The sequence below is a fragment of the Methylobacterium sp. WL8 genome (genome assembly GCF_008040045.1).
In the GTDB taxonomy this organism is placed as follows: Bacteria; Pseudomonadota; Alphaproteobacteria; order Rhizobiales; family Beijerinckiaceae; genus Methylobacterium; species Methylobacterium cerastii.
The window spans coordinates 88,508-114,251 of record NZ_VRVF01000005.1 but is presented as its reverse complement, the minus strand read 5'-3'; the positions used below and the strand labels follow the sequence as shown (position 1 = coordinate 114,251).

At 72.0% G+C, this 25,744-nt stretch carries 25 protein-coding genes; 12 read left to right on the top strand and 13 right to left on the bottom strand.

What is annotated here, in order from left to right; translation table 11 throughout:
* Positions 1 to 7: 7 nt before the first annotated feature.
* The 4 genes from FV234_RS03560 to croR all read right to left on the bottom strand — a co-directional run bounded on the left by FV234_RS03560 (position 8) and on the right by croR (position 3,512).
* A complete protein-coding gene (locus tag FV234_RS03560; RefSeq protein ID WP_147751925.1) occupies positions 8 to 418 on the bottom strand; it encodes a DUF2141 domain-containing protein in 411 nt (136 codons plus the stop codon).
* A gap of 68 nt (positions 419 to 486) precedes the next feature.
* Positions 487 to 2,064, bottom strand: coding sequence for a phytoene desaturase family protein (gene crtI, locus FV234_RS03555; protein ID WP_147814581.1), 1,578 nt, complete (start codon positions 2,062 to 2,064; stop codon positions 487 to 489).
* 86 nt (positions 2,065 to 2,150) lie between these two features.
* Positions 2,151 to 2,981 carry an RNA methyltransferase gene (locus FV234_RS03550; RefSeq protein WP_147828106.1) on the bottom strand — a complete coding sequence of 277 codons (831 nt, stop codon included), beginning with the start codon at positions 2,979 to 2,981 and terminating at the stop codon, positions 2,151 to 2,153.
* 54 nt (positions 2,982 to 3,035) lie between these two features.
* Entirely contained in the window at positions 3,036 to 3,512 is a 477-nt protein-coding gene (gene croR / locus FV234_RS03545; RefSeq protein WP_147751911.1) for a 3-hydroxybutyryl-CoA dehydratase, read from the bottom strand.
* Between the two features lie 163 nt (positions 3,513 to 3,675).
* Between croR and FV234_RS03540 the strand changes: the two genes are divergently transcribed.
* The 3 genes from FV234_RS03540 to FV234_RS03530 all read left to right on the top strand — a co-directional run bounded on the left by FV234_RS03540 (position 3,676) and on the right by FV234_RS03530 (position 5,450).
* Complete coding sequence (locus FV234_RS03540; RefSeq protein WP_147828105.1) at positions 3,676 to 4,284, top strand: cation transporter; 609 nt, start codon at positions 3,676 to 3,678, stop codon at positions 4,282 to 4,284.
* On the top strand, positions 4,281 to 5,138 hold the full coding sequence (locus FV234_RS03535) for a metallophosphoesterase (RefSeq protein WP_147828104.1): 858 nt from the start codon (positions 4,281 to 4,283) through the stop codon (positions 5,136 to 5,138). Before FV234_RS03540 ends, FV234_RS03535 begins: the two co-directional genes overlap by 4 nt.
* Before the next feature lie 90 nt (positions 5,139 to 5,228).
* Complete coding sequence (locus tag FV234_RS03530; protein ID WP_147815206.1) at positions 5,229 to 5,450, top strand: hypothetical protein; 222 nt, start codon at positions 5,229 to 5,231, stop codon at positions 5,448 to 5,450.
* Positions 5,451 to 5,460: 10 nt separating this feature from the next.
* On the opposite strand, the gene FV234_RS03525 is transcribed toward FV234_RS03530, so the two are convergent.
* A complete protein-coding gene (locus tag FV234_RS03525) occupies positions 5,461 to 5,706 on the bottom strand; it encodes an RAG2 PHD domain containing protein (protein ID WP_147828103.1) in 246 nt (81 codons plus the stop codon).
* Between the two features lie 120 nt (positions 5,707 to 5,826).
* On the bottom strand, positions 5,827 to 6,204 hold the full coding sequence (locus FV234_RS03520; RefSeq protein ID WP_147762074.1) for a 4a-hydroxytetrahydrobiopterin dehydratase: 378 nt from the start codon (positions 6,202 to 6,204) through the stop codon (positions 5,827 to 5,829).
* 197 nt (positions 6,205 to 6,401) lie between these two features.
* Here FV234_RS03520 and FV234_RS03515 point away from each other — a divergent pair, with 197 nt between their 5' ends.
* The 3 genes from FV234_RS03515 to FV234_RS03505 are packed head-to-tail and all read left to right on the top strand — an operon-like array spanning position 6,402 to position 8,900.
* Positions 6,402 to 7,382 (top strand): ABC transporter substrate-binding protein, encoded by a 981-nt coding sequence (locus tag FV234_RS03515; RefSeq protein WP_147751917.1) that lies wholly within the window; start codon positions 6,402 to 6,404, stop codon positions 7,380 to 7,382.
* A gap of 50 nt (positions 7,383 to 7,432) precedes the next feature.
* Entirely contained in the window at positions 7,433 to 8,143 is a 711-nt protein-coding gene (locus tag FV234_RS03510; protein ID WP_147828130.1) for an ABC transporter permease subunit, read from the top strand.
* Positions 8,124 to 8,900, top strand: coding sequence for an ATP-binding cassette domain-containing protein (locus FV234_RS03505; RefSeq protein WP_187273568.1), 777 nt, complete (start codon positions 8,124 to 8,126; stop codon positions 8,898 to 8,900). The genes FV234_RS03510 and FV234_RS03505 overlap by 20 nt, the downstream gene beginning before the upstream one ends.
* A gap of 43 nt (positions 8,901 to 8,943) precedes the next feature.
* Here the strand turns inward: FV234_RS03505 and FV234_RS03500 are convergent, their stop codons facing one another.
* Together FV234_RS03500 and FV234_RS03495 are read right to left on the bottom strand one after the other, a co-directional pair.
* Positions 8,944 to 10,830 (bottom strand): hypothetical protein, encoded by a 1,887-nt coding sequence (locus FV234_RS03500; RefSeq protein WP_147828101.1) that lies wholly within the window; start codon positions 10,828 to 10,830, stop codon positions 8,944 to 8,946.
* 169 nt (positions 10,831 to 10,999) lie between these two features.
* Positions 11,000 to 11,326, bottom strand: coding sequence for an iron-sulfur cluster assembly accessory protein (locus FV234_RS03495; protein WP_147828129.1), 327 nt, complete (start codon positions 11,324 to 11,326; stop codon positions 11,000 to 11,002).
* A 164-nt stretch (positions 11,327 to 11,490) separates the two neighbouring features.
* On the opposite strand from FV234_RS03495, the gene FV234_RS03490 reads away from it, so the two are divergent.
* Complete coding sequence (locus FV234_RS03490) at positions 11,491 to 12,738, top strand: deoxyguanosinetriphosphate triphosphohydrolase (protein ID WP_147828100.1); 1,248 nt, start codon at positions 11,491 to 11,493, stop codon at positions 12,736 to 12,738.
* 73 nt (positions 12,739 to 12,811) lie between these two features.
* Here the strand turns inward: FV234_RS03490 and FV234_RS03485 are convergent, their stop codons facing one another.
* On the bottom strand, positions 12,812 to 13,285 hold the full coding sequence (locus FV234_RS03485; protein WP_147828099.1) for a hypothetical protein: 474 nt from the start codon (positions 13,283 to 13,285) through the stop codon (positions 12,812 to 12,814).
* Between the two features lie 287 nt (positions 13,286 to 13,572).
* Here FV234_RS03485 and FV234_RS03480 point away from each other — a divergent pair, with 287 nt between their 5' ends.
* Positions 13,573 to 14,748, top strand: coding sequence for an MFS transporter (locus FV234_RS03480; RefSeq protein ID WP_147828098.1), 1,176 nt, complete (start codon positions 13,573 to 13,575; stop codon positions 14,746 to 14,748).
* A gap of 390 nt (positions 14,749 to 15,138) precedes the next feature.
* Here FV234_RS03480 and FV234_RS03475 read toward each other — a convergent pair whose 3' ends face one another.
* On the bottom strand, positions 15,139 to 19,989 hold the full coding sequence (locus FV234_RS03475; protein ID WP_147828097.1) for an NAD-glutamate dehydrogenase: 4,851 nt from the start codon (positions 19,987 to 19,989) through the stop codon (positions 15,139 to 15,141).
* A gap of 329 nt (positions 19,990 to 20,318) precedes the next feature.
* Here FV234_RS03475 and FV234_RS03470 point away from each other — a divergent pair, with 329 nt between their 5' ends.
* Positions 20,319 to 20,525 carry a hypothetical protein gene (locus FV234_RS03470; RefSeq protein ID WP_147751923.1) on the top strand — a complete coding sequence of 69 codons (207 nt, stop codon included), beginning with the start codon at positions 20,319 to 20,321 and terminating at the stop codon, positions 20,523 to 20,525.
* Positions 20,526 to 20,615: 90 nt separating this feature from the next.
* A complete protein-coding gene (locus FV234_RS03465; protein ID WP_147828096.1) occupies positions 20,616 to 21,146 on the top strand; it encodes a GNAT family N-acetyltransferase in 531 nt (176 codons plus the stop codon).
* 57 nt (positions 21,147 to 21,203) lie between these two features.
* Here FV234_RS03465 and FV234_RS03460 read toward each other — a convergent pair whose 3' ends face one another.
* Positions 21,204 to 22,124: a bestrophin family protein gene (locus tag FV234_RS03460; RefSeq protein WP_147828095.1), complete on the bottom strand. Its 921-nt coding sequence runs from the start codon at positions 22,122 to 22,124 to the stop codon at positions 21,204 to 21,206.
* A 170-nt stretch (positions 22,125 to 22,294) separates the two neighbouring features.
* Here FV234_RS03460 and FV234_RS03455 point away from each other — a divergent pair, with 170 nt between their 5' ends.
* Complete coding sequence (locus FV234_RS03455) at positions 22,295 to 22,939, top strand: DUF2147 domain-containing protein (protein ID WP_147752244.1); 645 nt, start codon at positions 22,295 to 22,297, stop codon at positions 22,937 to 22,939.
* A gap of 73 nt (positions 22,940 to 23,012) precedes the next feature.
* Here the strand turns inward: FV234_RS03455 and FV234_RS03450 are convergent, their stop codons facing one another.
* Together FV234_RS03450 and FV234_RS03445 are read right to left on the bottom strand one after the other, a co-directional pair.
* Positions 23,013 to 24,236 (bottom strand): serine hydrolase domain-containing protein, encoded by a 1,224-nt coding sequence (locus tag FV234_RS03450; RefSeq protein ID WP_147828094.1) that lies wholly within the window; start codon positions 24,234 to 24,236, stop codon positions 23,013 to 23,015.
* 88 nt (positions 24,237 to 24,324) lie between these two features.
* Complete coding sequence (locus FV234_RS03445) at positions 24,325 to 24,849, bottom strand: DUF427 domain-containing protein (protein ID WP_147762065.1); 525 nt, start codon at positions 24,847 to 24,849, stop codon at positions 24,325 to 24,327.
* A 105-nt stretch (positions 24,850 to 24,954) separates the two neighbouring features.
* Here FV234_RS03445 and otsB point away from each other — a divergent pair, with 105 nt between their 5' ends.
* Positions 24,955 to 25,704, top strand: a complete 750-nt coding sequence (gene otsB, locus FV234_RS03440; RefSeq protein WP_147828093.1) for a trehalose-phosphatase — start codon at positions 24,955 to 24,957, stop codon at positions 25,702 to 25,704.
* Positions 25,705 to 25,744: the final 40 nt, after the last annotated feature.

Genomic DNA, 25,744 nt, shown 5'->3' with positions numbered 1-25,744 from the left:
GCGCGCCTCAGCGTCGGGGCAGGGCGCGGGCGAGGCGGACCCGCAGGGCGGACCCGGGCTCGCGCAGGTCGAAGGCGGCCTCGGCGAAGGTCGGGCGGGCCTTGAGCCCGGCGCCGCCGGAGAAGCCGTAGGGTTCCATGGGCAGGCCGAGGCCGGTCCGGTCGAGCCGGCGGTTGCCGTTCACGTCCTCGAACGCGGCGACCGCGTAGCGGCCGGCCGTCACGTCGCGGAACACCACGGTGACCGCGCCGCCGCGCGCGGTCGTCTCCTGCCCGGCGCTGCACGCCTCCTCCGACAGCCCGCCCTGGCACAGGGCGACGGAGACCGAGGCGCCCGGGTCGGCCCCCTCCACCAAGACCTCCACGGTGGCCGCGGTCGCCGGCAAGGCGGCGAGGGCCGCGACGAGGACCGTCGCCATCCGGGCGAGCACCCAGGCGGATGGGGGAATCGAGAGCGACGTGCGGAGGGTGCGGCGCCCGCTCAACCTCACGAGGTCTCGCCGCCGGTGGCCAGCGCGGCGGTCTCGGGCACGCCGGAGGTCTCGGCGACGCGGGCGCCGGCCAGTTCCTCGATCAGCAGGCGCGCGGAGATGCGCGCGCCCTCATAGATCACCGGCAGGCCCGAGCCCGGATGCGTGCCGCCGCCGACGAGGTACAAGCCCGGCCCGAAGCGGTTGTGCGGGCGGAAGTACAACATCTGCATCAAGTCGTGCGCAAGGTTGAACGTGGCCCCCTCGTACACCGAGAAGTTGTCTTGCCATTCGACCGGGTCGACGATGCGCTCGAAGCGAATGCGGCTCTCGACGTCGTCGAGGCCGAGGAGCTTCAGGCGCTCCAGAACCAGGGCGCGGTAGGTCGCGCGGGTGGCGGGCCAGTCGATCCCGGCCTTCAGGTTCGGCACCGGCACGAGGACGTAGAGGGCGGTGTGGCCGGGGGGCGCCATGCCGCCGTCGGTGTAGCCGGCATGCTGCACGTAGACCGAGGGTTGCATCGGCAGGATGCCGTCGGTGATCTCGCGGATGTTGCGCGCGTAATCCTCCGCCAGGAGGATGGTGTGGTGCCCGAGGCTGTCGGGCACTTTCCCCTCGATGCCGAGGTACATCATGAAGGTCGAGCACGACAGGCGCGCCTTCTCGATCTTCCGGTCGCGCCAGCGCGGGCGGTGCTCCTCCGGGACGAGGTCCTGGATCACCCGTGCGAAGTCGCCGTTGATCACCACGGCGTCCGCCGCGATCCGCTCGCCGTCCACGATCACGCCGTCGGCGCGCTTGCCGTCGAAGGTGACGCGCTCAACCGAGGTGCCGAGGCGGATATCGACGCCCATGCGGCGGCACAGGCCCGCCATCGCCTCCGAGATCGCACCGCACCCGCCGACCGGGTGGTAGACGCCGTGCTCGTATTCGAGGAACGAGAGGATCGTGAACAGGCTCGGACACCTAAACGGCGACATGCCGAGGTATTTGGTCTGGAACGCGAAGGCGAGGCGGACCCGCGGGTCCTTGAAGTAGCGCTGCAGGTCGCGGTCGACGCTGCGGCCGGGATGCAGGTGGGGCAGCGCCCGCAGCATCCCGGGGCTCGCCATGCTGCGCAGGGTGTGGAACGCCTGCTCCAGCACCGGCTTGAAGAACTTCAGCTTGACGCGGTTGTCGGCGAAGAACTGCTTGACGTTCTTGGCGTCTTCCGGGGCGATGCGCGCGACCTCGGCCTCCAGCCGGTCCATGTCGCCGGTGGCGCGGATCTCGCCGCCCGCCTCGAAGACGAGATGGTACTGAGGATCGAGCCGCTCGAGCTTGACGTGATCCTCAAGCCGCTCCCCGCAACTATCGAAGATGTCGGCGAGAATCTGGGGATAGAGGAAGAAGGTCGGGCCGATGTCGAACTTGTAGCCACCGGGCGCCGACACCGTCTTGGTCCGGCCTCCGACCTGCCCGTCCTTCTCGATCAGCGTGACCTGAAGGCCGGCGCGCGCCAGCAACAGGGCCGTGGCGAGACCGCCGGGCCCCGCACCGACGACGACGACCCGGCGCCCGGACAACGTCCGCAGGCCCTCACGTGATTGAAGCAACGCGCCCGACTCCCCGATCCGAACTTCCCGGCGGACGACGGGCTGCCGCCCGCTCCACCGTGCGGTCAAGCTAGCTCGCTGCGGGGTCAAGGCAATGGGTGCTCATTGTCGCGCGCAGTGCGGAGCCCGCACGCGAGGCGATGCAGCGCGATCGCGCCTGCGGTGGCGACGTTGAGCGAATCGAAGCCGGGGGCCATAGCGATGCGCAGCCCGCGCATCCGCGCCAGCACCGAGGCCGGCAGTCCGGGGCCTTCGGTTCCGAGGATGAGCAGCGCACGCGACGGCGGCGCGAGGTCGGCGACATCCTCGGCGCCGGACGGGCTCAACGCGAGCGGTTCCAGGCCGAGGGCGGCGGCCGTCGCGAACCAGTCGACGCCGGGATCGAGGCGGGCGAAGGGGACGGTGAGGGCGGCGCCGGCCGAGACGCGGATCGCCTTGCGGTAGAGCGGATCGCAGGTGCCGGCGTCGAGCAGCACCGCGTCGGCGCCGAAGGCGGCGGCGTTGCGGAACAGGCCGCCGACGTTGTCGTGGTTGGTCAAGCCGGCCAGGCCTACGACCAAAGCCGGGGCGGCCGCCTGCGGAACGAGCACCTCGGCGCCCGCGTCGTCGCCGCGGATTCCGACGGCCAGCACGCCGCGATGGATCGGGAACCCCGCCACCGCGCTCATCACGGCGCGGTCGGTGACGTAGACCGGCGGCCGATCGGGACAAGCCTCGATCGCGGCCGCGAGCCCGGCGACGCGCTCGGGCAGCAGCAGGATCGATTCGGTGCGGAAGCGGGCGCGGGGCGACAGCATCAGCCGAAGCGTCACCTCGCCCTCCACGATGAAGCGCCCGGCTCGCCCGACGAGGTCGCGCTCGCGCATCGCCGCGTAGGGGGCGAGGCGCGGATCGGACGGGTCGGAGATCTGGATCATGCCGGAAGGTCACGATCGCAAGGAGACATCATGCCCCCGGGCACCGGGAACCGCTCACGCCGGCGGGCGGCCGCCCATGCGGACCGCCAGCGGGTCGGCCTCGGCCTTGGTCGGCACCTTCACCAGGGCCTCGCCGTCGAGCACGACCTCGCCGGCCACCGCGCAGGTGCACTTGAGGCGGGCGCGGCGCCGCTCGGGCACCAGCTCGGCCACCTCGACGGTGACGTCGACGGTGTCGCCGATGCGCACGGGCGCGCGGAAGTTCAAGGTCTGGCTGATGTAGACCGCGCCGGGGCCGGGGAGGCGGGTGCCGAGCACCGCCGAGATCAGCCCGGCGGTGTAGAGGCCGTGGGCGATGCGGGTGCCGAACGGCGTGCGCGCGGCGAAGTGCTCGGACAGGTGGATCGGGTTGCGGTCGCCGGTGATCTCGGCGAACCCGACCACGTCGGAGGAGGCGATCGTCTTCGAGAGGGTCTCCGAGAGCCCGACTTCGAGGTCCTCGAAGTAGAGAACGCGCAATTCGGGCAACATCTGAGACTCCTCGTTCCGGCCGAACGGATTCGGTCCGATGGCCGACCCGCCTCGCACAGGACGGCCTCCGAATCCAGCCGGACGAAACGCGTAAGGGCGGCTCGACAGCAGGCACCGGGTGGGCGAAGAGGCGGCCCGCCCCGTAACGGACACCGTCGCCCGCGTGGAATCCGCCGCCTTTCCCCCGCTCCGCACCGTCGTCCTGCGCGTTGCGGGCTTGAACCTCGGCTATTTCGGCATCGAGATCGCGGTGGCGCTGGCGATCGGCTCGGTGGCGCTGATCGCCGACAGCCTCGACTTCCTGGAGGATGCGGCGATCAACCTGCTGATCTTCGCAGGCCTCGGCTGGAGCGCGGCCAACCGCGCGCGCCTCGGCACGGCGATGGCCGGCATCCTGATGGTGCCGGCGCTGGCCACCGCCTACGCGGCTTACGAGAAGGTCTCGGACATGAGCGCGCCGGCGCCGCTTCCGCTGACGCTGACCGGGCTCGGGGCGCTCGCGGTGAACCTCACCTGCGCCCTGATGCTGTCGCGCCACCGCGACGGCGCAGGCAGCCTGACGCGTGCCGCCTGGCTGTCCGCCCGGAACGACGCCTACGCCAACCTCGCGATCATCGCCGCCGGCCTCGTCACCGCGTTCCAGCCCTCGCCCTGGCCCGACCTGATCGCGGCGGCCGGCATCGCCATCCTCAACGCGGATTCGGCCGGCGACATCCTTCGCGCAGCCGCCGCCGAGCGCCGCGCCGCGCACGACGCAGGACGGACCCCGTGAGAATCTTCCCGATCTCCGACCTCCACCTCGAGCGCCGCCGCCTCGACCTGATCGCCCCGCCGAGCGGGCCGTTCGACGTCATGGTCTGCGCCGGCGACCTGTACGAAGGACACCCCGAGCGCGGGCTCGCCGCCGTGCTGGCGCTGGCCGGAGGCAGGCCGGTCGTCCTCGTGCCGGGCAACCACGAGCATTACGCGCCGACCGGCGACGGGCGCACCGCGCCCGAGCTCCTCGCCGCGCTCGCGGCCGAGGTCGCGCGCCTGAACGAAGGCGGCGCCCGCATCCACCTGCTTCGGCACGGCGCCGCCTGCCTCCTCGACGGGGTCCGGTTCGTCGGCGCGACCCTGTGGAGCGACTGGTCGCTGGCGGGGCGCTGGCTCGGGCCGGACGCCCCCGACCGCCCGGCCGACCCGATGGCCTACGCGGCCGACCGCATGACCGACCCGATCACCGGCTCACGGGAGTATCGCGGCTCGATCCGCAAGGCGGACGGCACGGTCTGGCTTCCCGCCGACGCGATGGCGGCGCACGCGGCGGAGCGGGCCGAGTTGCTGGCGACCCTGGCGCAGCCCTTCCACGGGCCGACGGTGGCGGTGACGCACCATCCGCCGAGCCCGCGTGCGGCCGACGCCTTCCGCGACGCACCGGGGGTGCCGTGGTGGGTGCCGGCCTTCTACGCGACGACGGTGCTCGACGACCTCGACGACGCGGCGCGACCCGACCTGTGGGTGTCCGGTCATTTCCATGCGGGGCACGACATGGCGATCGGCCGCTGCCGCTGGGTGGCGAACCCGGTCGAGGGCGCGACCTACGCCGCCGACCGCGTCGTCACGCTGGCGCGAAGCCCGGCCTGAGCGACGACCGCGGACGGCGCGCCCGGCGCGAAACCTCGTGCGCGGTTCGCGCGTAAGGCTGCCACGTCCTTCCGCGGGAGAACCTCGTCCGTGAACACCTTCCTCGCCGTCGTCCTCGTCTGCGCCAACGCGATCGCGCAGGAAGCCTGCACCGACGACAAGGCCTTGGAGGTGCGCAAGGTCCGCGTCGCGAACGAGCTCGGCTGCACCAACGGCTGGCAGGAGATCATCGCCCGCACGGATTTGCGCGACGAGATCGGCAAGACCTCCTACCTCAAGACCGAGTGCCGCCGGGTGAAGAACGCCCCGTGACCGCCGCTCCTCAGCGGCCGGCCGTGAAGGCGACCGGCCCGGTGGCGAAGCGGATCTCGCCGGCGCCATTGCGAATCTCGACCCCGGCATAATGGATCGCGTCGTCGCGGTTCCGGAACAGCCCGCCGGCGATGCCGTGGCTCTCCAGCGCGACCCAGCAGCCGCTCACATCCTGCCCGATGGTGAAGCTGAGACCGGGTCTTGCGGCGGCCGGGCGGGCGGGCGACGGGACGACGGCGGTCGAGAGGTTCGGCATGGTCTCACGCGGGGCTGGCGCGGTCCCGGGATGGGACCGCACCGCCAAGATCGGCCCGCGACCGTGAGGAATCGAGCGGTCAGGCCGCACGACGCCGTGAGGGTGTCGTTAGGGAACGCCCTACTTGTCGTACTTCACGTAGGCGAAGCGCGGGTCCGTCGGCGTGCCCTCCAGGCCGGCGCCTTCGAGGCCCGGCTGCCAGGAGACGACCTCCTCGATCTTGCGGGCCAGCGCAAAGTCCTTGTCGGTGATGCCCTTGGCGGCATGGTTCATCAGCCGCACCTCGACCCAGGCGTAGGAGGCGGTGAGGTCGGGGTGGTGCCACGCCGCCTCGGCGAGGTGGCCGACGGTGTTGATCACCATCAGCGTGCTCTTCCAGCTGGCAGTCTTGTAGGTGCGGCGAATCCACCCGTCCTCGTAACGCCAGGCCGGTATCTCGGCGGCGATCCGTGCGGCGATGGTCGCGTCGTCGAGGGCGCCTTCGCGCGGTTCGGCCATGGTCGTCTCTCCCGATCGGTTTTCCCCGCCCGAGCCTGCCCCGGCGGCCGCGACCGCGCAAGGCGGATGTGGACGGGCCGCCCCCCGCGCCCTAAGACCTCTGCACAATGGTTCCGCGGGCGCCGGTGCCTCACGGTTCCGGCCGAGAACGGCACAAGGCCAAGATCGGCCGAGACGATCTCTAGGGAGAAGGCGCGATGCTGTCACGGCGCGGATTGCTCGCCGCCGCGCTCGCCGGCCTGCCGATGCTGTCGCATCGGGCGCTGGCGGCGCCGAGCGTACGCCTCGGCAGCCTGCCCTTCGGCACGGTCGCGTGGGAAGCCGCGCTGATCAAGGCGCGCGGGCTCGACGCCGCCAACGGCTTCAACCTCGACCTCGTGAAGCTCGCCGGCAACGACGCGGCGCGCATCGCCTTCATGGGCGGCCAGGTCGACGTGATCGTCGGCGACCTGCTCTGGGCGGCCCGCCTCGGCAACGAGGGCCGCGCGATGCGATACGTGCCGGCCTCGACCTCGGAGGGCGCCGTGATGGTGCCCGCGGCAAGCCCGGTGAAGACCCTCAAGGACCTCGAAGGCAAGCGCCTCGGCGTCGGCGGCGGCCCCCTCGACAAGAACTGGCTGCTGCTCAAGGCCCAGGCGCAGGACGCCGCCGGCTTCGACATCGAGGCCAAGAGCGAGATCGCCTACGGCGCGCCGCCCCTGATCGCGCTGAAGCTCGAGCAAGGCTCGCTCGATGCGGCGCTGACCTACTGGACCTACTGCGCGCGCCTCGAAGCCAAGGGCTTCCGCCGGCTGATCGGCGCCGACGACATGATGCGGGCGCTCGGTGCGAAGGGCGCGTTCGCACTGATCGGTTACCTGTTCGAGGCGAAGACCGTCACCGACAAGCCCGAGGCGATGGCAGGCTTCGTCCGCGCCGTGCGCGCGGCCAAGGACATGCTGGCCGGCGACCCCTCCGCCTGGACGATCGTGCGCCCGCTGATGGCGGCCGACGACGACGCGATCTTCGAGGCGTTGAAGCGGGAATACCTCGCCGGCATCCCGCGCCGGCCCGTGGCCGAGGAGCGCAGCGACGGCGAGCGGCTGTTCTCGGTGATGTCGCGGCTCGGGGGCGAGCGCCTCGTCGGCACCGGCACCGGCCTGCCGCCGGGCCTGTACTACGACGGGACGACCGGTTGATCCGCGCCAGCGACTCGAACCGCCGGGCCGTCCTCACCCGTCTCGCCTCCATGCTGGTGCTGCTCGCCGCATGGCAGGCGGCGGCGCAGGTCGCCGGCTCGCGGATGCTGCCGACGCCGCTCGCGGTGGCGACGTTCATCGCCCGGGAATCGGCGCGCGGCGACCTGTGGACCAATGTGGGTATCACGCTGGCGCGGGTCGGCGTCTCGTTCGTGCTCGCGATGGTGCTCGGCGTCCTGCTCGGCGTGGCGCTCGGGCGCTCGAAGCGCCTGAACACCCTCCTCGACACGCCGCTCCTGGCGATGCTGAACACGCCGGCCCTGGTGATCACCGTGCTGGCCTACGTTTGGGTCGGCTTGAACGAAACGGCCGCGATCCTCGCCGTGGTGCTGAACAAGCTGCCCAACGTCGCCGTCATCCTGCGGGAGGGCGCGCGCGACCTCGACCCCGGCCTGGAGGAGATGGCGCGGACCTACCGGCTCGACCGGCGCTCCTGGGTCGCCCACGTGCTCGTGCCGCAGCTGCAGCCCTACGCGGTCGCCGCGGCACGCTCCGGCCTGTCGCTGGCCTGGAAGATCGTGCTGGTGATCGAGCTGCTCGGGCGTCCCAACGGCGTGGGCTTCGCGATCAACTACTACTTCGTCCAGAGCACCGACGTGGCCGCGATCCTCGGCTACAGCATCGTGTTCATGAGCGTGATGATCGCCATCGACATCCTCCTCCTGCAGCGGCTCGAAGCGCATGTCCGCCGCTGGCGATAAGATGTCCGCCGTCGGCGACGGCGAGGACGCGGTCCTCACGGTCGCGATCGCGCGGAAGGTCTACCATCCGGATTCGGTCGAGCCGGTGGAGGCGGTGCGCGACCTCGCCTTCGCGATCCGGCCGGGCGAGATCGCCTGCCTGATCGGGCCGTCGGGGGCGGGCAAGACCACGACCCTGCGCATCCTGCTCGGGCTCGACGCCGACTACGACGGAACCATCGTGCCGGACCCGCGCGCATCCGAGAACGGGCCGGGCATGGTCTTCCAGGAGCCGCGTCTGCTGCCGTGGCGGACGGTGGAGCAGAACGTGCGCCTGGCGATGCCGCGGCCGCAGCGCGCGCGCGACCTCGACGGGCTGTTCGCGCATCTCGGGCTGACCCCGTGGCGGGACCGGTTTCCCGGCGCGCTGTCGCTGGGGATGCAGCGCCGCGTGGCGCTCGCCCGCGCGCTCGCGAACGATCCGCGCCTCTTGGTGCTCGACGAGCCGTTCGTGTCGCTCGACGACGCGGCCGCCGCCTCCCTGCGGGGCCTGGTGGTCGACACCGTCGACCGGCTCGGCATGAGCGTGCTGATGGTGACTCACAACGTCGCTGAGGCGATCGCCGTCGCCGACCGGCTGCTGCTGCTGTCGCCGCGCCCGGCGAGCCTGGTCGCCACGGTGCCGCTCGATCGCCCGCGGACGAGCCGCGACCGCGCCTGGGCCGACGCAACCCGGCAGGACCTGGCGCGGCGCTACCCCGGCGTCATCGCCGAGTGACGTTTCACCAAAGCAAGGCTTCGTCTGGCCGGAAGGCCCGACCTCACTCCACTCGTGCATCTACGTCGAGCTTGTCGAGCACCGCACCCGGCGTGCGGGCGAGGCCGAAATCGGCGAAGCCCAGGCCGGCCGCGTTCTTCGCCTTGGCGTTCAGCGTCAGGCGTCCGGGCTTCGTCACGAACTGGCCGAGCGCGCTGCCGATCGCCCGGGCGGCCGGCGAGTTGCCGAGCATCGCCGGCACGCCGAACTGGGTCGCCGCCACGTATTCCTGGCGCAATTCCTCCGGCTTGAGGCTCAGGGCCTTCGCTTGGGCGGCAAGGAAGCGCTCGAACAGGCCGGTGTTCTGGACGGTGAGGTCGAGGGCCTTAGCGGTGGCCGTGAGCATCAGCAGGCTGGCCGCCGGGATGTGCGAGGCGAACAGCTCCGGCCCCATGCCGCCGATCGTGCCGGCGAGCCGCAGCGAGCCGATGTCGCGTCCCGACAGGGTCATCTCGCGCAACGCCACCTCGCGCTTGTCCTCGTCCCAGGCCGAGTCGATCACAAGGTTGAAATCGAGGTCGGCATAGCCGTAATCCGGCAGGGCGCCGAGCACCGGCACGCCGGCGACTATCGTCGCCGGGAAGGTCACGCCCGACAGGTCGAGGCGGCTTGCGGTCGGCACCCCGTCGCGCAGCGGCCCGAAGGTCAGGGCGCCGCTGCGCAGGACAAGTCGCATCGGCGCGGCGCCCTGCGAGGCCGGAACGCCGAGCGGGTCGCCGGCGACGGCGGGCGGCTTACCGGCGCTGCGGCTGGTCTGCCTGGCTTCCGCAGCCGGATCGGCCGGCAACTCGACGCTGAAATCCTGCAAGGTCAGGCCGCCGATGGCCGGGGCGAGGCGGCGCAAAGCCTCGTCGGTGACGGCGGCGTTCGGGTCGGCGAGGCGGCGCAGGGCCACGATGGTGGGGCTGAGCGAGACGCCGGTGAGGGCCGCCCGCGCGAGCCGGGCCTTCACCCCGCCCTGGGCGAAGGCGATCGCCTCGAGCGTCGTGCCGGCCTCGGCGCCGGTGCCGACATGCGCCAGGCGCCCGACCTCGACCAGCATCGGCGCGCCGGCCCCGGTCCGGCTGATGGCGAGGCCGTGCAGTTCGAGGCTGCCGAAGGAGACCGCGTCGGCAAGATCCGCCGCGGTGGCGGCGAGCCGGCCGCGCGCGTCGGCCTTCATCTCGGGATCGACCGCGTCGAGCCCCCGGGTGAGGGCGGCCATCGCGCCGTTCCACCCGCCGGGGATCTGGCGGCCGCCGAAGTCGCGGCCTTCGAGCCCGGCGATCCGGATCGCGACGCCCGAATCCTCTGTGTAGGTCACGTCGGCGACGCGGATCGCGGCGTAGACCCGCTGCACCGGCCCCTTCCCGTCACCCGGTTCCGAGGAGAGCCGCACGAGCGCGGCGAGGTCGAGGTCGCTCGCGACGATCCGGCCGTAAGTGCCCGATCCCTTTTGCGCGCCGGAGACCGCGACGCCGGCGCCCGCCATGGTCAGCTCGGCGATGCGGCCGGCGCGCACGTCGCGCGCCGTGACCTCGCGGTAGGTCACGGTCTGCAGCGATCCGCCGGGACCGGGATGTTCGGAGACGAGGACCGGGATCGAGATGCTCGCCGCTTCCAGGCGCGCGAGGCGCGGCGCCCACGGCTCGGCCGAGTCCGGTGCCAGGATCGCCGTCAGGTCGCCGCGCGACAGCCGGGTACCGCTCACCGTGACGCGGGCGGCCTTGAACAGCGTATCGCCGAGCGGCAGCGCCACATCGACGAGCACGACGTCCTGGACGGCGGAGGCCGCCTCCTGCGCCGTGGCCGGGACGGCCGCAAGACCGGCGCCCCCGAGGACGAGGCCGGCACAGAAGCAGAGTCGAGCCGCCCGGAGCAGGCTGGCGCGGACCGTTCGGTGAGGGATCATCGTGTGCGGACCGCTGCCGGGATTGCCAGACCGAGAAGACGGCGCCGTCGTCCCGCATTTCGGCGCGCGAGGCAATCGGTGCGCCACGTCGCAAACCCTGTCGCAAGCCTCGCCGGCCCGCACCTTTCGTCCCGGCACAACGGTGCCGGCGTTGGGAGGTCGGGTGGGGTCAGAGCGAGAACGAGGTGCCGCAACCGCAGGACGAGGTGGCCTGCGGGTTCTCGATCTTGAAGGATTGGCCGATCAGGTCGTTGACGAAATCGATAGTCGAGCCGGCCATGTACTCGAGCGAGACCGGGTCGACGATCACGGTGGCGCCGTCGCGCTCGATGGCGACGTCCTGCGCCGCCTGTTCGCGGGTGATGTCGAAGGCGTAGGAGAAGCCCGAGCAGCCGCCGCCGTTCACGCTGACGCGGAGCGCCGCGCCCGGCGGCTCGGCGACCATGATCTCGTTGATGCGCTTGGCGGCGCGGGGGGTCAGGGTGATCTCGGCCATCGGGGAAGCCATCGGCGCTGTCGTCGGGGTCTGGGCGCGGCGGGCGATTGCCTGCCGCGTGATCGAACCAAGATATGAGGTAGGACGGCGCGCCGCAACGCGTGCGTCGCCGAACCGCGAGGGGACCATGCGGGCAGGACATCGCGAACAGATGGGCGGGACCCGTGCGCGCCAACGGTGAGCGCTGGCGCGCGCCCTACGCCACCGACCCGGGCGCGACCCGGGGGCGGCTGATCCCAGAGCCGGCCTCGCCGACGCGTAGCGACTTCCAGCGCGACCGCGACCGCGTGGTGCATTCCACCGCGTTCCGCCGGCTGAAGCACAAGACCCAGGTCTTCGTGCACCACGAGGGCGACCATTACCGCACCCGGCTGACCCATACCCTGGAGGTCAGCCAGATCGCCCGCGCGCTCGCCCGCGCGCTCGGCCTCGACGAGGACCTGGCGGAGGCGTTGGCGCTGTCCCACGACCTCGGCCATACCTGCTTCGGCCATACCGGCGAGGACGCGCTCGACGCCTGCATGGCGTCCCATGGCTGCTTCGACCACAACGCGCAGGCCCTGCGGATCGTGACCCGGCTGGAGCGGCGCTACGCCGGCTTCGACGGGCTGAATCTCGCCTGGGAGACCTTGGAGGGCCTGGTCAAGCACAACGGCCCGCTGCTCGGCCCGGACGGGCGCCCGACTCCGCGCTACGCCCGCGAAGGCATCCCGGCAGCGATCCTCGAATACGATGCCCTGCATCCGCTGGAGCTCGCCCGCCACGCCGGCCCGGAGGCGCAGGCGGCGGCGCTCGCCGACGACATCGCCTACGACAGCCACGACCTCGACGACGGCCTGCGCGCCGGGCTGTTCGACCTCGCCGACCTCGGCGAGGTGCCGTTCCTGCGCGGCTTGCTCGACGAGATCGCCGCCCTGCACCCCGGCCTGGAGGCGTCGCGCACCATCCACGAACTCGCGCGGCGGGTGATCACCCGGTTCGTCGAGGACGTGATCACGGAGAGCCGGCGGCGGCTGGATCGTCTGGCCCCGGCAAGCGTCGCCGACATCCGCGCGGCCGACGCCCCGGTGATCGCGTTCTCGGCCGCGATCGCGGCCGCTGACGCCGACATCAAGCGCTTCCTCTACGCGCGGATGTACCGGCATCCCGAGGTGATGGCGGTGCGCGAGAAGGCCAACGCCATCGTCGCGGACCTGTTCGCGGCGTTCTCCGCCGACCCGACGCGGATGCCCGAGGAATGGAGCGCGGGGCTCGATGGGGCGCCGCCGGGCCGGATCGCGCGCCGGATCGCCGACTACATCGCCGGCATGACCGACACCTACGCCGTGCTCGCCCACCGCCGGCTCTATGCCGCGACGCCGGACCTGCATTGGAGCCCGCCGAGCCGCGGCCTGCCGCTGACCGAGCCGTGAGGCGGGTTGTACTTGAGATACCTGGGCGGCGGGTGCCCGAATCGCCCGCCGCCGCGCGGCTCAGCCGTTCGGCTCAGTAGCCCGAGCAGGTGCAACCGCTGCCATAGCCGTAGGCAGCCGGCGCGTAGCCGCCGTAGCTCCCGTTGTAGACGGGTGCGTAGCTCGCGCCGTAGGCGGGGGCGTAGCCGTAGCCGCCATACCCGCCGCCGTAGCTGCTGCCGTCATCGTAGCCGCCGAAGCCACCCGACAGGGCGCCGGCCGCGAGCCCGAGGCCCAGGCCGATCCCGGCGCCGGCGATGCCGTAGCCGACGCCCCGGCCGTAGCCGCCGCGGTAGCCGTATCCGCCACGATTGCCGGCATAGCCGCCCCGGTATCCACCGTAGCCGCCATGATACCCACCGTAGCCGCCACGCGAGCCGGCGAAGCCGACGCTGCGGAACCCGCCATGGCCGCCCCAGCCACCGCCATACGGGCGGGCCTCGACGCTTGCGGGAACCGCGACCACGGCGGCGGCCAGCGTCGCGCCTGCCAGGATAAGAGCCTTCATCACGCCGTCTCCAATCGAATTCTGAGGATCGCGACGGCCGGTCGCCGCGCGTTGCGCCTAGGACTGTAATCAGCAGCCTGCACGACGACGGGGTGGCAGTGTACGCACCCGGGCAGTTATCCCGGCCCGATCGACGCCGCCCCTGGCAGCCCCGTCCGTGGGACAGGGCTGCGTCCCGATCACCGACGGTTCGCAACCGCGGGCGATCCGCCATGTTGAGGGCATACCGCACCGCACAAAGAGGGACGGGCCCCCGCGCCCCGGTCCCGTGCCAACGGAGCCTCCGAATGGCCTCGCTGCCGATCCTCGCCCTCGCCGTCGCCTCCTTCGGCATCGGCACCACGGAATTCGTGATCATGGGCTTGCTGCCGGAGGTGGCGCAGAGCTTTTCCGTCACGATCCCGCAGGCCGGCTACCTCGTCTCCGGCTACGCGATGGGCGTGGTGGTCGGCGCGCCGCTCGTGGCGATCGCCACCGCGGGCCTGCCGCGCAAGACCGCCCTGCTCGCCCTGATGGCGGTGTTCCTCATGGGCAACGTCGCCTGCGCCGTCGCGCCGACCTACGCCACCTTGATGCTCGCGCGCATCGCCACCGCCTTCGCCCACGGCGCCTTCTTCGGCATCGGCGCGATCGTGGCGCGGGACCTGGTGCCGCGGGAGAAGCGGACGCAGGCGGTGTCGCTGATGTTCGCTGGGCTGACGCTCGCCAACGTGCTCGGCGTGCCGCTCGGCACCGCGCTGGGCCAGGCGGCGGGCTGGCGCGCGACCTTCTGGGCGGTGGTGGCGATCGGCGTCGCGGCGGGCTTCGCGATCCAGCTGTTCGTGCCGGCCGGGCTCCCCGGCTCGCGCGGCGGGCTGGCGGGAGAGTTCCGGGCGCTCGGGCGCTGGCCCGTGCTTCGGCCGATGCTGGTCTCGACCTTGTCCTCTGTGAGCTTCTTCACGGTTTTCACCTACATCACGCCGTTGCTGATGGGGGTGACCGGACTCAGCGCCCGCGGCGTCACCGGCGCCTTGTTCGTCGCCGGCATCGGGCTGACCGCCGGCAACCTGATCGGCGGACGGCTCGCCGACGGGAATCTCACCGCCACGGTGATCGGAAGCTTCCTCGGCCTCATCGCCGTGCTGACGCTGCTGGTCGGCGTCGCCCGCTTCGAGTTCGCGATGCTCGCGGCGCTGGTGGTGTGGAGCGGGCTCGCCTTCGCCCTGGTCTCGCCGCTGCAGATCTGGGTGGTGGAGGCCGCCAGCGACGCGCCGAACCTCGCCTCGACGCTCAACCAGGGCGCGTTCAACCTCGGCAACGCCACCGGCGCCTGGCTCGGCGGGGTCGCACTCACCGCGGGCGTCGGATACGCGCAGCTGCCGTTGATCGCGGCGGCGGTGTCGACGTTGGGGCTCGGCCTCGCGCTGTCGGCGATGTCGGGCCCGACGCGGTCGGTGCTGCCGGCGCCGATCCATCCCGGCTGACATGAAGAACGACGCTCGCAGCCGAGCTGCAAGATACTGCAATTTTCGCATGCCCCGGCGCAAAATCGTTAATTTTTAGCGCTTGCCATGCGATCGACGCATCCGTTACGTGCGACGGACGCCATTGTTGCGATGCACCATGACGCGCATCTTCCGGGCGAACGGACGGCGCCTACGACCGTCACACCTACGGAGTGCGAACCATGACCCAGCCTGCACCGAAGCCCGGCCTGTTCTCGCAGATGCTGCGCCTCTGGCTCGAGCACAACCAGCGCATGCTCGACATGCGGATGGGCCCGTTCTGAGCCTACGCGCACAACCCGTCGGCCCTTAAAAAGCCGGTCCCGCTCAAGCGCCGGGCCGGCTTTTTCGTGTCTGCGACCGGGCCGATCAGCGTCGCGCGAGATCGCCGAGCAGGCTCGCGGCGACGGTGGCCTTCGAGACCGTCAGCCCCGAGGCCGCGATGGCGTCGACCGCCCCGCGGATACGCGCCAGCGCCGGACCGCGCGCCTTGCCCCAGGCGGCGACCGCCTCCGGCCCAGGGCCGATGTCGTCCACGACCTCCGACGTGAGCTGGCGGTGGGCGCTCGAGATGCCGGCCACCGCCCGTTCCAGGGCGACCCGGTCGAAGGTGTCGGAGACCGGCGCGGCGCGGGCGGCGGCCGCCAGCGCATCCAGGGAAAACTCCCGCTCCAGCGCGAAATGCGTCGCCGCGATCTCCGCCACCGGCCGCCCGCTGGTGCCTGCGACGCGGACGATGTCGGGCGCCGAGGTCAGCGCGCGGAGCGAGGCGAGGCGCAGGGCCGGCTCGTCGTCCATGCCCTGCCCGACGAGCTCCGCCCGCCGCCGCTCGATCGCGGCGTTGGCGTCCGCGCCGAGGACGCCGGGAAGGGCCGCAAGCACCGCGCCGATCCCGTCGCGGTACCGCGCGACGAGCGGAGCGATGCCGCCGGTCAGGTCGAGGTTGCGGATGAACCAGACGATGCGGTCGACCAGCAGGTCCTGCACCTCGGCGTAGAGTCCGACCTGCGCCTGCCCGCCGATGCGCCCGGCGAGCCCGTCGATCGCCGCGTTCAGCTCCATCAGGCCGAAGGCGTCGCGGGTCACGGCGTAGGCCTTCGCGATGGTGGCCGCGTCCGCCCCGGTCTCGTCGGTCAGCCGGGTGACGAGCGAGATGCCGCCGCGGTTGACGATGATGTTCGACAGGGCGGTGGCGATGATCTCGCGGCGCAGACGGTGTCCCTTCACAGCGTCGGGGAAGCGTTCGCGGAGCGCCTTGGGGAAGTAGCGCTGCAACTCGCGGTCGAAGTACGGGTCGTCGGGCACCGGGCTCGCCAGCACCGAGTCGTAGAGCGAGAGCTTGGCGTAGGCCAGCAGCACCGCGTATTCCGGCCGCGTCAGACCCTCGCCGCGGCGCATGCGCTCGGTGAGGGTCGCGTCGTCCGGCAGAACCTCGACGGCGCGGTCGAGCCGGCCTTCCGCCTCCAGCCCCTGCATCGTGCGCATCGCAAAACCGGTCTCGCCGAGGCCCCGGTGCAGGGCGAGGGTGAGGGCCAGGGTCTGCAGCTCGTTGTTGCGCAGCACGAGGTGCGCGACCTCGTCTGTCATGGCGACGAGGAGCGCGTTGCGGGCGTCCGGGTCGAGGCGGCCGTCGCGCTCCGGGATCATCAGCGCGATCTTGATGTTCACCTCGACGTCGGAGGTGTTGACGCCGGCCGAGTTGTCGATCGCGTCGGTGTTGAGCCGCACGCCGGCACGCGCCGCCTCGATCCGCCCGGCCTGCGTCAGCCCGAGGTTGGCGCCTTCGCCCACCGCCTTGGCGCGGATCTCCGGGCCGGTGATGCGCACCGCGTCGTTGGCCCGGTCGCCGGCCTGCTCGTCGGTCTCGGTGGTGGCGCGGACATAGGTGCCGATGCCGCCGAACCACAGCAGGTCCACGGGCGCCTTGAGGATCGCCTGCATCAGCTCGGCCGGCGAGGCGGAGGCGCGGTCGAAGCCCAGCGCCGCCTGGATCTCCGCCGAGAGCGGGATCGCCTTCAGCGCGCGCGAGAACACGCCGCCGCCGGCCGAGATCAGGCCCTTGTCGTAGTCGGCCCAGCTCGACCGGCCGAGGTCGAACAGCCGCTTCCGCTCGGCGAAGCTCCCGGCCATGTCGGGGTTCGGGTCGAGGAACACGTCGCGGTGGTCGAAGGCCGCGATCAGCTTCAGCGTGCGCGAGAGCAGCATGCCGTTGCCGAACACGTCGCCCGACATGTCGCCGACGCCGACTACCGTCACCGGATCGGATTGGGTGTCGACGTCGATCTCGCGGAAGTGGCGCTTCACCGCCTCCCAGGCGCCACGCGCGGTGATGCCCATGCCCTTGTGGTCGTAGCCCTGGCTGCCGCCGGAGGCGAAGGCGTCGCCGAGCCAGTGACCGCGCTCCAGCGAGAGCGCGTTGGCGATGTCGGAGAAGGTCGCCGTGCCCTTGTCGGCGGCGACCACGAGGTAGGCGTCGTCGGAATCGTGCCGCACGGTGTCGGCCGGCGGCGCGATGCCCTCGCTGACGAAGTTGTCGGTGAGTTCGAGCAGCGTGCGGATGAAGATGCGGTAGCTCTCGGTGCCTTCGGCGAGCCACGCCGCGCGGTCGGAAGCCGGCGGCAGGCGCTTGGGAAAGAACCCGCCCTTGGCGCCCACCGGCACGATCACCGCGTTCTTCACCTGCTGGGCCTTCACCAGCCCCAGGATCTCGGTGCGGAAATCCTCCGGCCGGTCGGACCAGCGCAGGCCCCCTCGGGCGACATAGCCGTAGCGCAGATGCAGGCCCTCGACGCGGGGCGCGTAGACGAAGATCTCGAAGAACGGCCGCGGCAGCGGCATCCCGGACACCTTGGCGCAGGCGAACTTGAAGGCGATCGTCTCGCGCGGGAGCCCGTCGGCGGCCGTCTGGAAGAAGTTGGTGCGGACCGCGGCCTCCACGAGGTTGACGAAGCGGCGCAGGATGCGGTCCTCGTCGAGGCTGGTCACGTCGGCGAGCGCCGTTTCGATGGCCTCGCGGACGGCGGCCTCGTTCGCTTGGCGGTCGCCCTCGGTGACGGGGTCGAAGCGGGCGTAGAACAAAGCGACGAGCTGGCGGGCGATGCCGGGGTGCTGGCTCAGGGTCGCGGCGAGGTAATCCTGGCCGTAGCGCACGCGGAGCTGGCGCAGGTAGCGGCCGAGCGCCCGCAGCAAAGCCACGTCGCGCCAGGCGAGGCCGGCCTCCAGCACGAGGCGGTTGTAGCCGTCGGATTCGGCTTGGCCCGCGGCGATGGCGAGCATCGCCGCCTCCAGCGGCGCCTCGAGCGGGCCGATCTCGATCGCCGCGCCGGTGGCGCGCTCCAGCAGCATGTCGTGCAGCCAGACCCTGGTGTCGGCGCCGACCGCCGAAACGCTGTAGGTCCGCTCGTTGATCACGCGGAAGCCGAGGTTCTCCAGGCCGGGCACCCGGTCCGACAGCGGCAGCGACGCCCCGCGCGAGAACACCTTGAGGCGCACCTGCGCCGCCGGGTCGGTGTCGCGGCGGTCGATGGCGACCGCGCGCGGTCGTTCCTCGGAGAGCGATTCGAGGATGGCGATGTCGCCGATGGCGACCTCGGCGGAGAAGTTTTCGCGGTACGCCGCCGAGAAGCCCTCGCCGTAGCGGGCGGCCAGCGTCCGCGCCTCCGAGCCGCCCATGGCGTCGCCGAGGGCGGCGCGGAGCGCGTCGCCCCAGGTCCGCACCAAGGCGGCGATCCCGGCTTCGAGCGCCGACGGGTCGCGCTCCGGCGCGCCGGCCTCCGAGAAGCCGACCACGTAGTAGATGCGCGCCAGCGGCCCCTCGGGCAGATCGGGATAGGTCGCCGAGAGCCGGCCGCCGTGCTCCTGCGCCAGGTAGGCGCCGATGCGGGCCCGCACGACCGAATCGTAGCGGTCCTTCGGCACGTAGACGAGGAGCGAGACGAAGCGCCCGAACCGGTCGGTCCGGGACAGGACGCGGATGCGCGGCCGGTCGGCGAGGTTGGCGATGGCGAGGGTGAAGCGGAACAGCCGGTCCACGTCGATCTGGAACAGGTCGTCGCGCGGGTAGGTCTCGAGCACCGCGAGCAGCGCTCGGCCCGCATGGCTCGTCGGGTCGAGGCCGGCCTTTTCCACCACGGCCGCAACCTTGCCGCGGAGATACGGCACCTCGCGGGCGAGCGCGGTGTAGGCGGCCGCGGTGAACAGCCCGACGATGCGGACCTCGCCGGTGAGCTTGCCGGTGGTGGAGAAGAGCTTCACCGCGACGTAGTCGAGATGCGCCGCCCGGTGGACGCGGGCCTTGAGGCTCGACTTGGTGATGATCAGCGCGTGCGGCTCTTCGAGGAAGGCCACGATCTCCGGCGTCATGTCGACCAGCGCCCGGCCGCGGCGCAGCACCGCGAGGCCGGGATCGCGCAGGATGCCGAGGCTCTCGGCCTCGGTGGCGGCCTCGCCGGGCAGCGCGTGTTCGCGCATGCCGAGCAGGGTGAAGTGGCCGTCGCGCAGCCATTCGAGGAAGGCCCGCGCCTCGGCGACCTCGCCCTCCGGCAGGGGCGGGGGGTTGCGGCCGTAGCCCTCGGCGAGCTCCGCCAGCCGCGCCAGCATCGCGTCGTTGTCGTCCGTGACGAGGGCCACGTCCCGGAAGACCTGAGCGAGGCCGGCTTCGAGGCGTTCGCGCGCCTCGCCGGCATCGAGCCGGTCGAGGTGGATGTGGATGAAGCTCTCGCGCAGCAGCGCGCCGTGGGCGTCCGCCGTGGTCTCGCCGACGACGCGGAGCAGGGCGCCCGCCCCATCCCGCTCGACGCCGAGGATCGGGTGGGCGACGAGGTGGGGCGTCAGGCCCTGCTCGGTCAGCTCGGCCAGGGTCGAATCGAGCAGGTAGGGCCGGTTGTCGTTGACGACCTCGACGACGGTCAGCTCGCGGGTGCGCCCGAGGGCGGGCAAAGCCACGTCGACGAGGCGCAGGTTCGCCGCCGACCCGGTGGCGCGGGGCATCGCGAGATGGTCGCGGGCGGCGATCGCGAGGTCGGCCAGCGCCTCGGCCGGGTAGGGCGCCAGATCCTCCGGCGGCACCCGCCCGAACAGGTCGCGGACGAAGCCGCCCGGGCCGCCGCGCCCGCCGACGACCGAGGCCGCCGCCTCGATGAGGTCGGTGCGGGCGGATTTCGCCTCGCTCGTGGCCAGCGCAGTGGCCGATTCCAGGGCCGATTCGGTTTCCAGCACCATGGGCGGGACCCTCCCAACCGGCACCGGCGCCGGTTCCGCCGCGGACGTTAGGGGAGGGCCCATGGCGAGTCGATGACGCTCGCCGCCCACGGACCGGCAGCGGGTGACAGGCGGGCCGCAACGACCGGCGTTTCCGCGCTCAGTCCGTTACCGGCCAGCAGGCGCCATGCCGCGATCGGTTTCCGCAGATCGCAGCGAGCGCGGGAACAACGCGCCCGCCGACCGGTTGACGCTTCATTGGAGCTGTTCTAATTAAGAACTGCGGACGGGCAACGGGGCCGGCGACGGTTTCCAAGGCTCGCGACAGACGCCAGAACCGGAGTGACCCCATGACCTCGACCAACGCCTCCTGCGACAGCTGCCGCTTCTTCGACGACCACAAGACCAACGGCGCCTCCGCCGCCGGCGACCAGGGCCTGTGCCGCTTCAACCCGCCGGTCAGCCAGCCGGCTCCCGAGTCGAAGGGCCTGTGGCCGGTGGTGGCCTCTCAGGATTGGTGCGGCCACTTCACCGCCGAGATGACCGCGGCCGAGTAAGCCACGGGCGGTCCTCGATCGGCCGCCGCACGGTTAACGGCAGAGGGGCCGGCGCATGCGCGCCGGCCCCTTCTTTGCGTGAGCGGAGCGATGACGCCGAACCTACGGCCGGCCGTGGAGGCCGACATTCCCGCGATCACCCGGATCTACGCCGACGCCGTCCTGAACGGCACGGCGAGCTTCGAGGTCGAGCCGCCGACGGAGGCCGAGATGGCGCGCCGCCGGTCGGCGCTGGTCGCGGACGGCTTCCCCTACCTCGCCGCCGAGCAGGACGGCGTCGTTCGCGGATACGCCTATGCCGGCCCGTACCGCGCGCGGGCGGCCTACCGCTCGACGGTGGAGGATTCGGTCTACGTCGCCGAGGCCGCGCGCGGGCTCGGGATCGGCCGCGCCCTCCTGACGGCCCTGATCGCGGCCTGCGAGGCGATCGACGCGCGGGCGATGGTGGCGGTGATCACCGATCCGGGCTCGGAGACGTCGGCCGCCCTCCATGTGGCCCTGGGCTTCGCGCATGTCGGCGTGCTGGACAACGTCGGCCACAAGCACGGGCGCTGGCTCGGCACCGTGCTGATGCAGCGGCGGCTCGGCCCCGGACCGGACACGGCCCCGACGCGGGCGTGACCGCGCAACTTCGCGAAAAAATGGACGCCGAACGCCGCGTGCGAAGGTCCCGCCCGCTCAGTCCAGCCGGTAGCGCACCGGCTCCATCGCGGGCGGCAGCGGCTCGCCGAGGGCGTCGAGCACCGTGCGCTCGGCCGTGCGCAGCATCGCGTCGAGGGGCAGGTCGTTCGCCTCGAGGCCGAAGGGCTCCTCGAGTTCGTCGCCGAGCGCGTCGAGGCCGAAGAAGGTGTAGGCCACCAGCATGGTCGCGACTGGCGTCGCCCAGCCGAGCGAGGCCGACAGGCCGAACGGCAGCAGCAGGCAGTAGAGCCACGCCGTGCGGTAGAGCAGCAGCGTGTAGGCGAAGGGCAGGGGCGTGCCGTGGATGCGCTCGCAGGCGGTGTGGATCGCCGACAGGTCCGAGACCTTGCGCTCGAGGAGGCCGAACAGCACGTCGGTGAGGTGCCCGTCGCGATACGCGTCCGCGAGGTCGCGGGTCAGGCCGGCCAGCACCGCATCGGTCGGGCTCGGGCAGGCGCGCAGCCGCGCAGCCTCGGCCGGCGGCAGCCAGGGCGCGACGGCCGCCGCCTCGTCGAGGCCGCGCAGCCGCGCGTGCAGGCCGTGGCCGAAGCCGACGACCCGGCGCAGGCTCGACCGGCGAAGGCCGGCGCGCGCGTCGCCGGGCAGCAGCGCGACCAGGGTCCGGCTCAAGCCGCGCACCTCGACGATGAGCGCCCCCCAGGCCTTCCGGGCCTCCCACCAGCGCTCGTAGCAGGCGTTGTTGCGGAAGCTCAGGAAGATCGACAGCGCCAGCCCGATCAGGGTGAAGGGCCCGATCCCCGCCGTCACCGGGAATTTCTCCGGGACGCGCTGCTCGACGGCGACCACCAGGGCGGCGAAGGCCGTCAGCCCGAGGACCTTCAGCGCCACCCGCGGCAGGATCGAGCCACGCAGGGTGAACAGGATGGCGAAGAGGTTGGGGCGCGGGCGAACGATCATGGACGGCAGGCTTAGCCGTCCGGGCCGCCCCCGTCATCGGCCGCGCGTCCCCTGCGAGCCGCCGCACGGCCATGATCCCGTCATGTTCGGAGCGGATTGGCGGGCCTGAGAGATCGTGCACGCCGACGGGCCAAGGCCACGCAGCCGGCGCGCGGCAAGGAGTAATGGGTATGACGGTTCGACGGATCGGCGCGGGAATCGGCGCCTGGGCCGGACGTGCGATGGCGCTGGCGATGCTGACTGGCGTCGCCCATGCGGCGACGCCTGCGGACCCGAGCGGCACGTGGCTCACCGAGGACGGGCGCGCCCGCATCCGGGTGGAGAAGTGCGGCCCGAGCAACAAGAGCCTGTGCGGCTACGTCGTGTGGCTGAAGGTGCCGCTCAACGACAAGGGCCAGCCGCGGGTCGACTTCAAGAACCCCGACGCGAGCAAGCAGGCCCGCGCCTCGCTCGGCCACCAGCTCATCATGGGGCTGAAGCCGAACGCCGACGCCCACTACGAGGGCAAGATCTACAATTCCGAGGACGGCAAGTCCTACGACGTGACGATCTGGTCCGACACGCCGGAGGAACTCACCGTCCGCGGCTGCCTGATCGCGTTCCTGTGCAAGTCGCAAACCTGGAACCGCGTGACCGACGTGGTCGCCGGCCAGATGACCGGGCCGACCAACGGCCCGGGCGGCCCGCGCACCGATCCGGAATACATGGCCGGCAAGCCCGCCGCGACCGGCGCGAACGCGGCCAAGCCCCCCGCGCCGAAGCCCGGCGCGAAGCCGGCCCCGGCCGGCACCACGGCCGCCCCCGCCGCCGAATAGTCCATGGCCTAAACCGATCGCGCCTCGGCGGCGCGATCGGATAGAAGGCGACCGCGGATCACGTGATCAGGTCTCAATCGACCAAAGCGGCGTAGGTCAGCACCCGCAGTTCCTTGCGGATCGGCAGCGCCGAGGACGGGACGAGCTGCGTCAGCAGCACCACGGCGAGGTCCTCGGCCGGGTCGATCCAGAACGCGGTCGAGGCCATGCCGCCCCAGGCGACCTCGCCGGGCGTGCCGACGATCTGGGCCTTGGCCGGATCGAGCATCACCGAGAAGCCGAGCCCGAAGCCGATACCGTGGTAGGACGATTCGGCGAACCGCGGCGTACCGATTGCCGCGAGGTCGCCGGGCAGGTGGTTCATGGTCATCAGCTCGACCGTCTTGCGTCCGAGCAGGCGCACGCCGTCGAGTTCGCCCCTGTTCAAGATGAACCGGCAGAAGCGCATGTAGTCCGACGCCGTCGAGACGAGGCCGCCGCCGCCGCCCGCGATCGCCGGCGGCTTGGCGAAGGTGGTCTCGACCGCGTCGTCGTAGAGCGTGAGCGTGCGGCTGCGATCGTAGACGTAGTTCGCCGCGAACCGACCGAGGTTCTCGGGACGCACGAAGAAGTCGGTGTCGACCATGCCGAGCGGCGCGATCACGGCCTCGCGCAGGTAATCCGCGAAGTCGCGCCCCGAGACGACGGCCACGAGGTGGCCGAGCACGTCCGTCGAGACGCTGTAGTTCCAGGCTTCCCCCGGCTGCGACAGCAGTGGGAGCTTCGCCACGGTGGCCACCACCTCGGCGAGGCTCGCATCCGGCCGCAGGAAGTCGGCGCCCTGCTGGCGGTAGAGTGCGTCGACCAGGGTCGATTCCATGAAGCCGTAGGTCAGGCCGCCGGTATGGGTGAGCAGGTCGCGGATGGTGATCGGGCGGCGGGCCGGCTCGGTCTCGAGCTTGGCGCGGTTGCCGCCGGTCGCGACCCGCATCTCGGAGAATTCCGGCAGGAAGCGCGAGACCGGGTCGTCGAGCTGGAAGCGGCCCTCCTCGTAGAGCTGCATCACCGCGACCGAGGTCAGCGGCTTCGTCATCGAGTAGATGCGCGTCACAGTATCCGTGGTGAACGGCGTCTTGCGGGCGAGGTCGGCGAAGCCGTGGGCGCGCCGGAACACCGTGCGCCCGCGCCGCGCCACGCTCACCGACAGCCCGGCGAGCTTGCCCTGCGCGACGAGGTCTCGCATCCAGCCGTCGATCCGCTCCAGGCGGCCGGGGTCCACGCCCACCTCATGCGGCCTGCCGTCGATCGCATCGCTCATGTCATAATCCTTATGCGCCCCTCGGCTCCCGACGCCCGATGTAGCGGTCGCCGCGCGGCGGTACAGCTCTCAGGACCGCTGCAACGGCTCACCAACCCATGCTTCCCGGGCCGCCCTTGAACGGGCCGACGACGCCGGGGGTGATCCAACCGCCGTAGAACCCGCCCGGCTGCGGCTCCGCGCGGACGCCGCCGACGAAGCAGGCCTCCATCGGGCCGGCATAGAAGGCGACGTAGCCCGCGATCGCACGGAAGCCCGGCGTCGGATCGGGATAGGCCCAAGCTGCTCCCGGGATCGTCGCGCCAGGGGTCGTCGCGCCAGGGGTCGTCGCGCCGCCTGCCAGAACGTCGAACAGCACGGCGCGTCCCTTCCACTCGCAGATCCCGGCCCGGCGCGCCGGCCCGAGCACGCCCGCGGCGACGTCGCCCGGCGGGAAGTAGTAGGTCGGCGGATGGCTGGTCTCCAGCACGCGGAAGCCCGCCCGCGTCTCGGCGATGGTACGGCCGGCCAGCACGACCTTCAGGGTCGCGGCGACCGGTTCGAGCCGGGGCGGGCGGGGATAATCCCAAACGCTCTCCTCGCCGGGCTTCGTCGGGGCTGGGGTCGGATGCATCGCGTCGTCCTCCGTTCGTCGTCCCCGAGAGATAGGGCGGCGCGACAATGCGTTTGCCGCAGGCGCGCGACATGCTAGCCCCGAACGGACATTGGAGCGCCGACGTTGGACACACCGATCGCCCTCTTCCTCGATTTCGACGGCACGCTGGTCGAGATCGCGCCACGGCCCGACCTCGTTCGCGTCGAGCCGGACCTGGTGCCGATGCTGCAGGCGCTCCATGCGCGGCTGGACGGGGCGCTGGCGATCGTCACCGGTCGCCCGGTCTCGGTGATCGACGCCTTCCTCGCGCCCGCCGCCTTCGACGTCGCCGGCCTGCACGGGGTCGAGCGCCGGGTCGACGGCGTCCTCACCGGCGGCAGCCCGGACGACCATCCGGAGCTGCGTGCGCGGATGCCCCGGCTCCGGGCCATGGTCGCCGACCTCGACGCGGTGCTGATCGAGGACAAGGGCGCCTCGGTCGCCGTGCACTGGCGTCTGGCGACGCCGGCGGACGCCGAGCGGGCGGAGGAGGCGGTCACCGCGATCGCCGCCGAGCTGGCGGGCGGCTACCGGCTCCAGCTCGGCAAGGCGGTCGGCGAGATCGTGCCGGCCTCGGCCACCAAGGCGCACGCGATCCGCGCCTTCCTCGAGAACGCCCCCTATGCCGGCCGCCGCGCGGTGTTCCTCGGCGACGACCGCACCGACGAGATCGCCTTCGCCAGCGTCGCGGCGTATGGCGGCCTCGGCATCCGGATCGGACCGGGCGAGACCGCGGCAGAACGGCGCCTGCCCGGCCCGGACGCGGTGCGGGCCTTGCTAGGCGGCTGGGCGGCGGGCGGGACCATCGATCTGGACGCGCTGCCGGCGGCCTGAGCCGCGCCGGCGACTCCCTCGGATAGGCAGCGACGCGTCG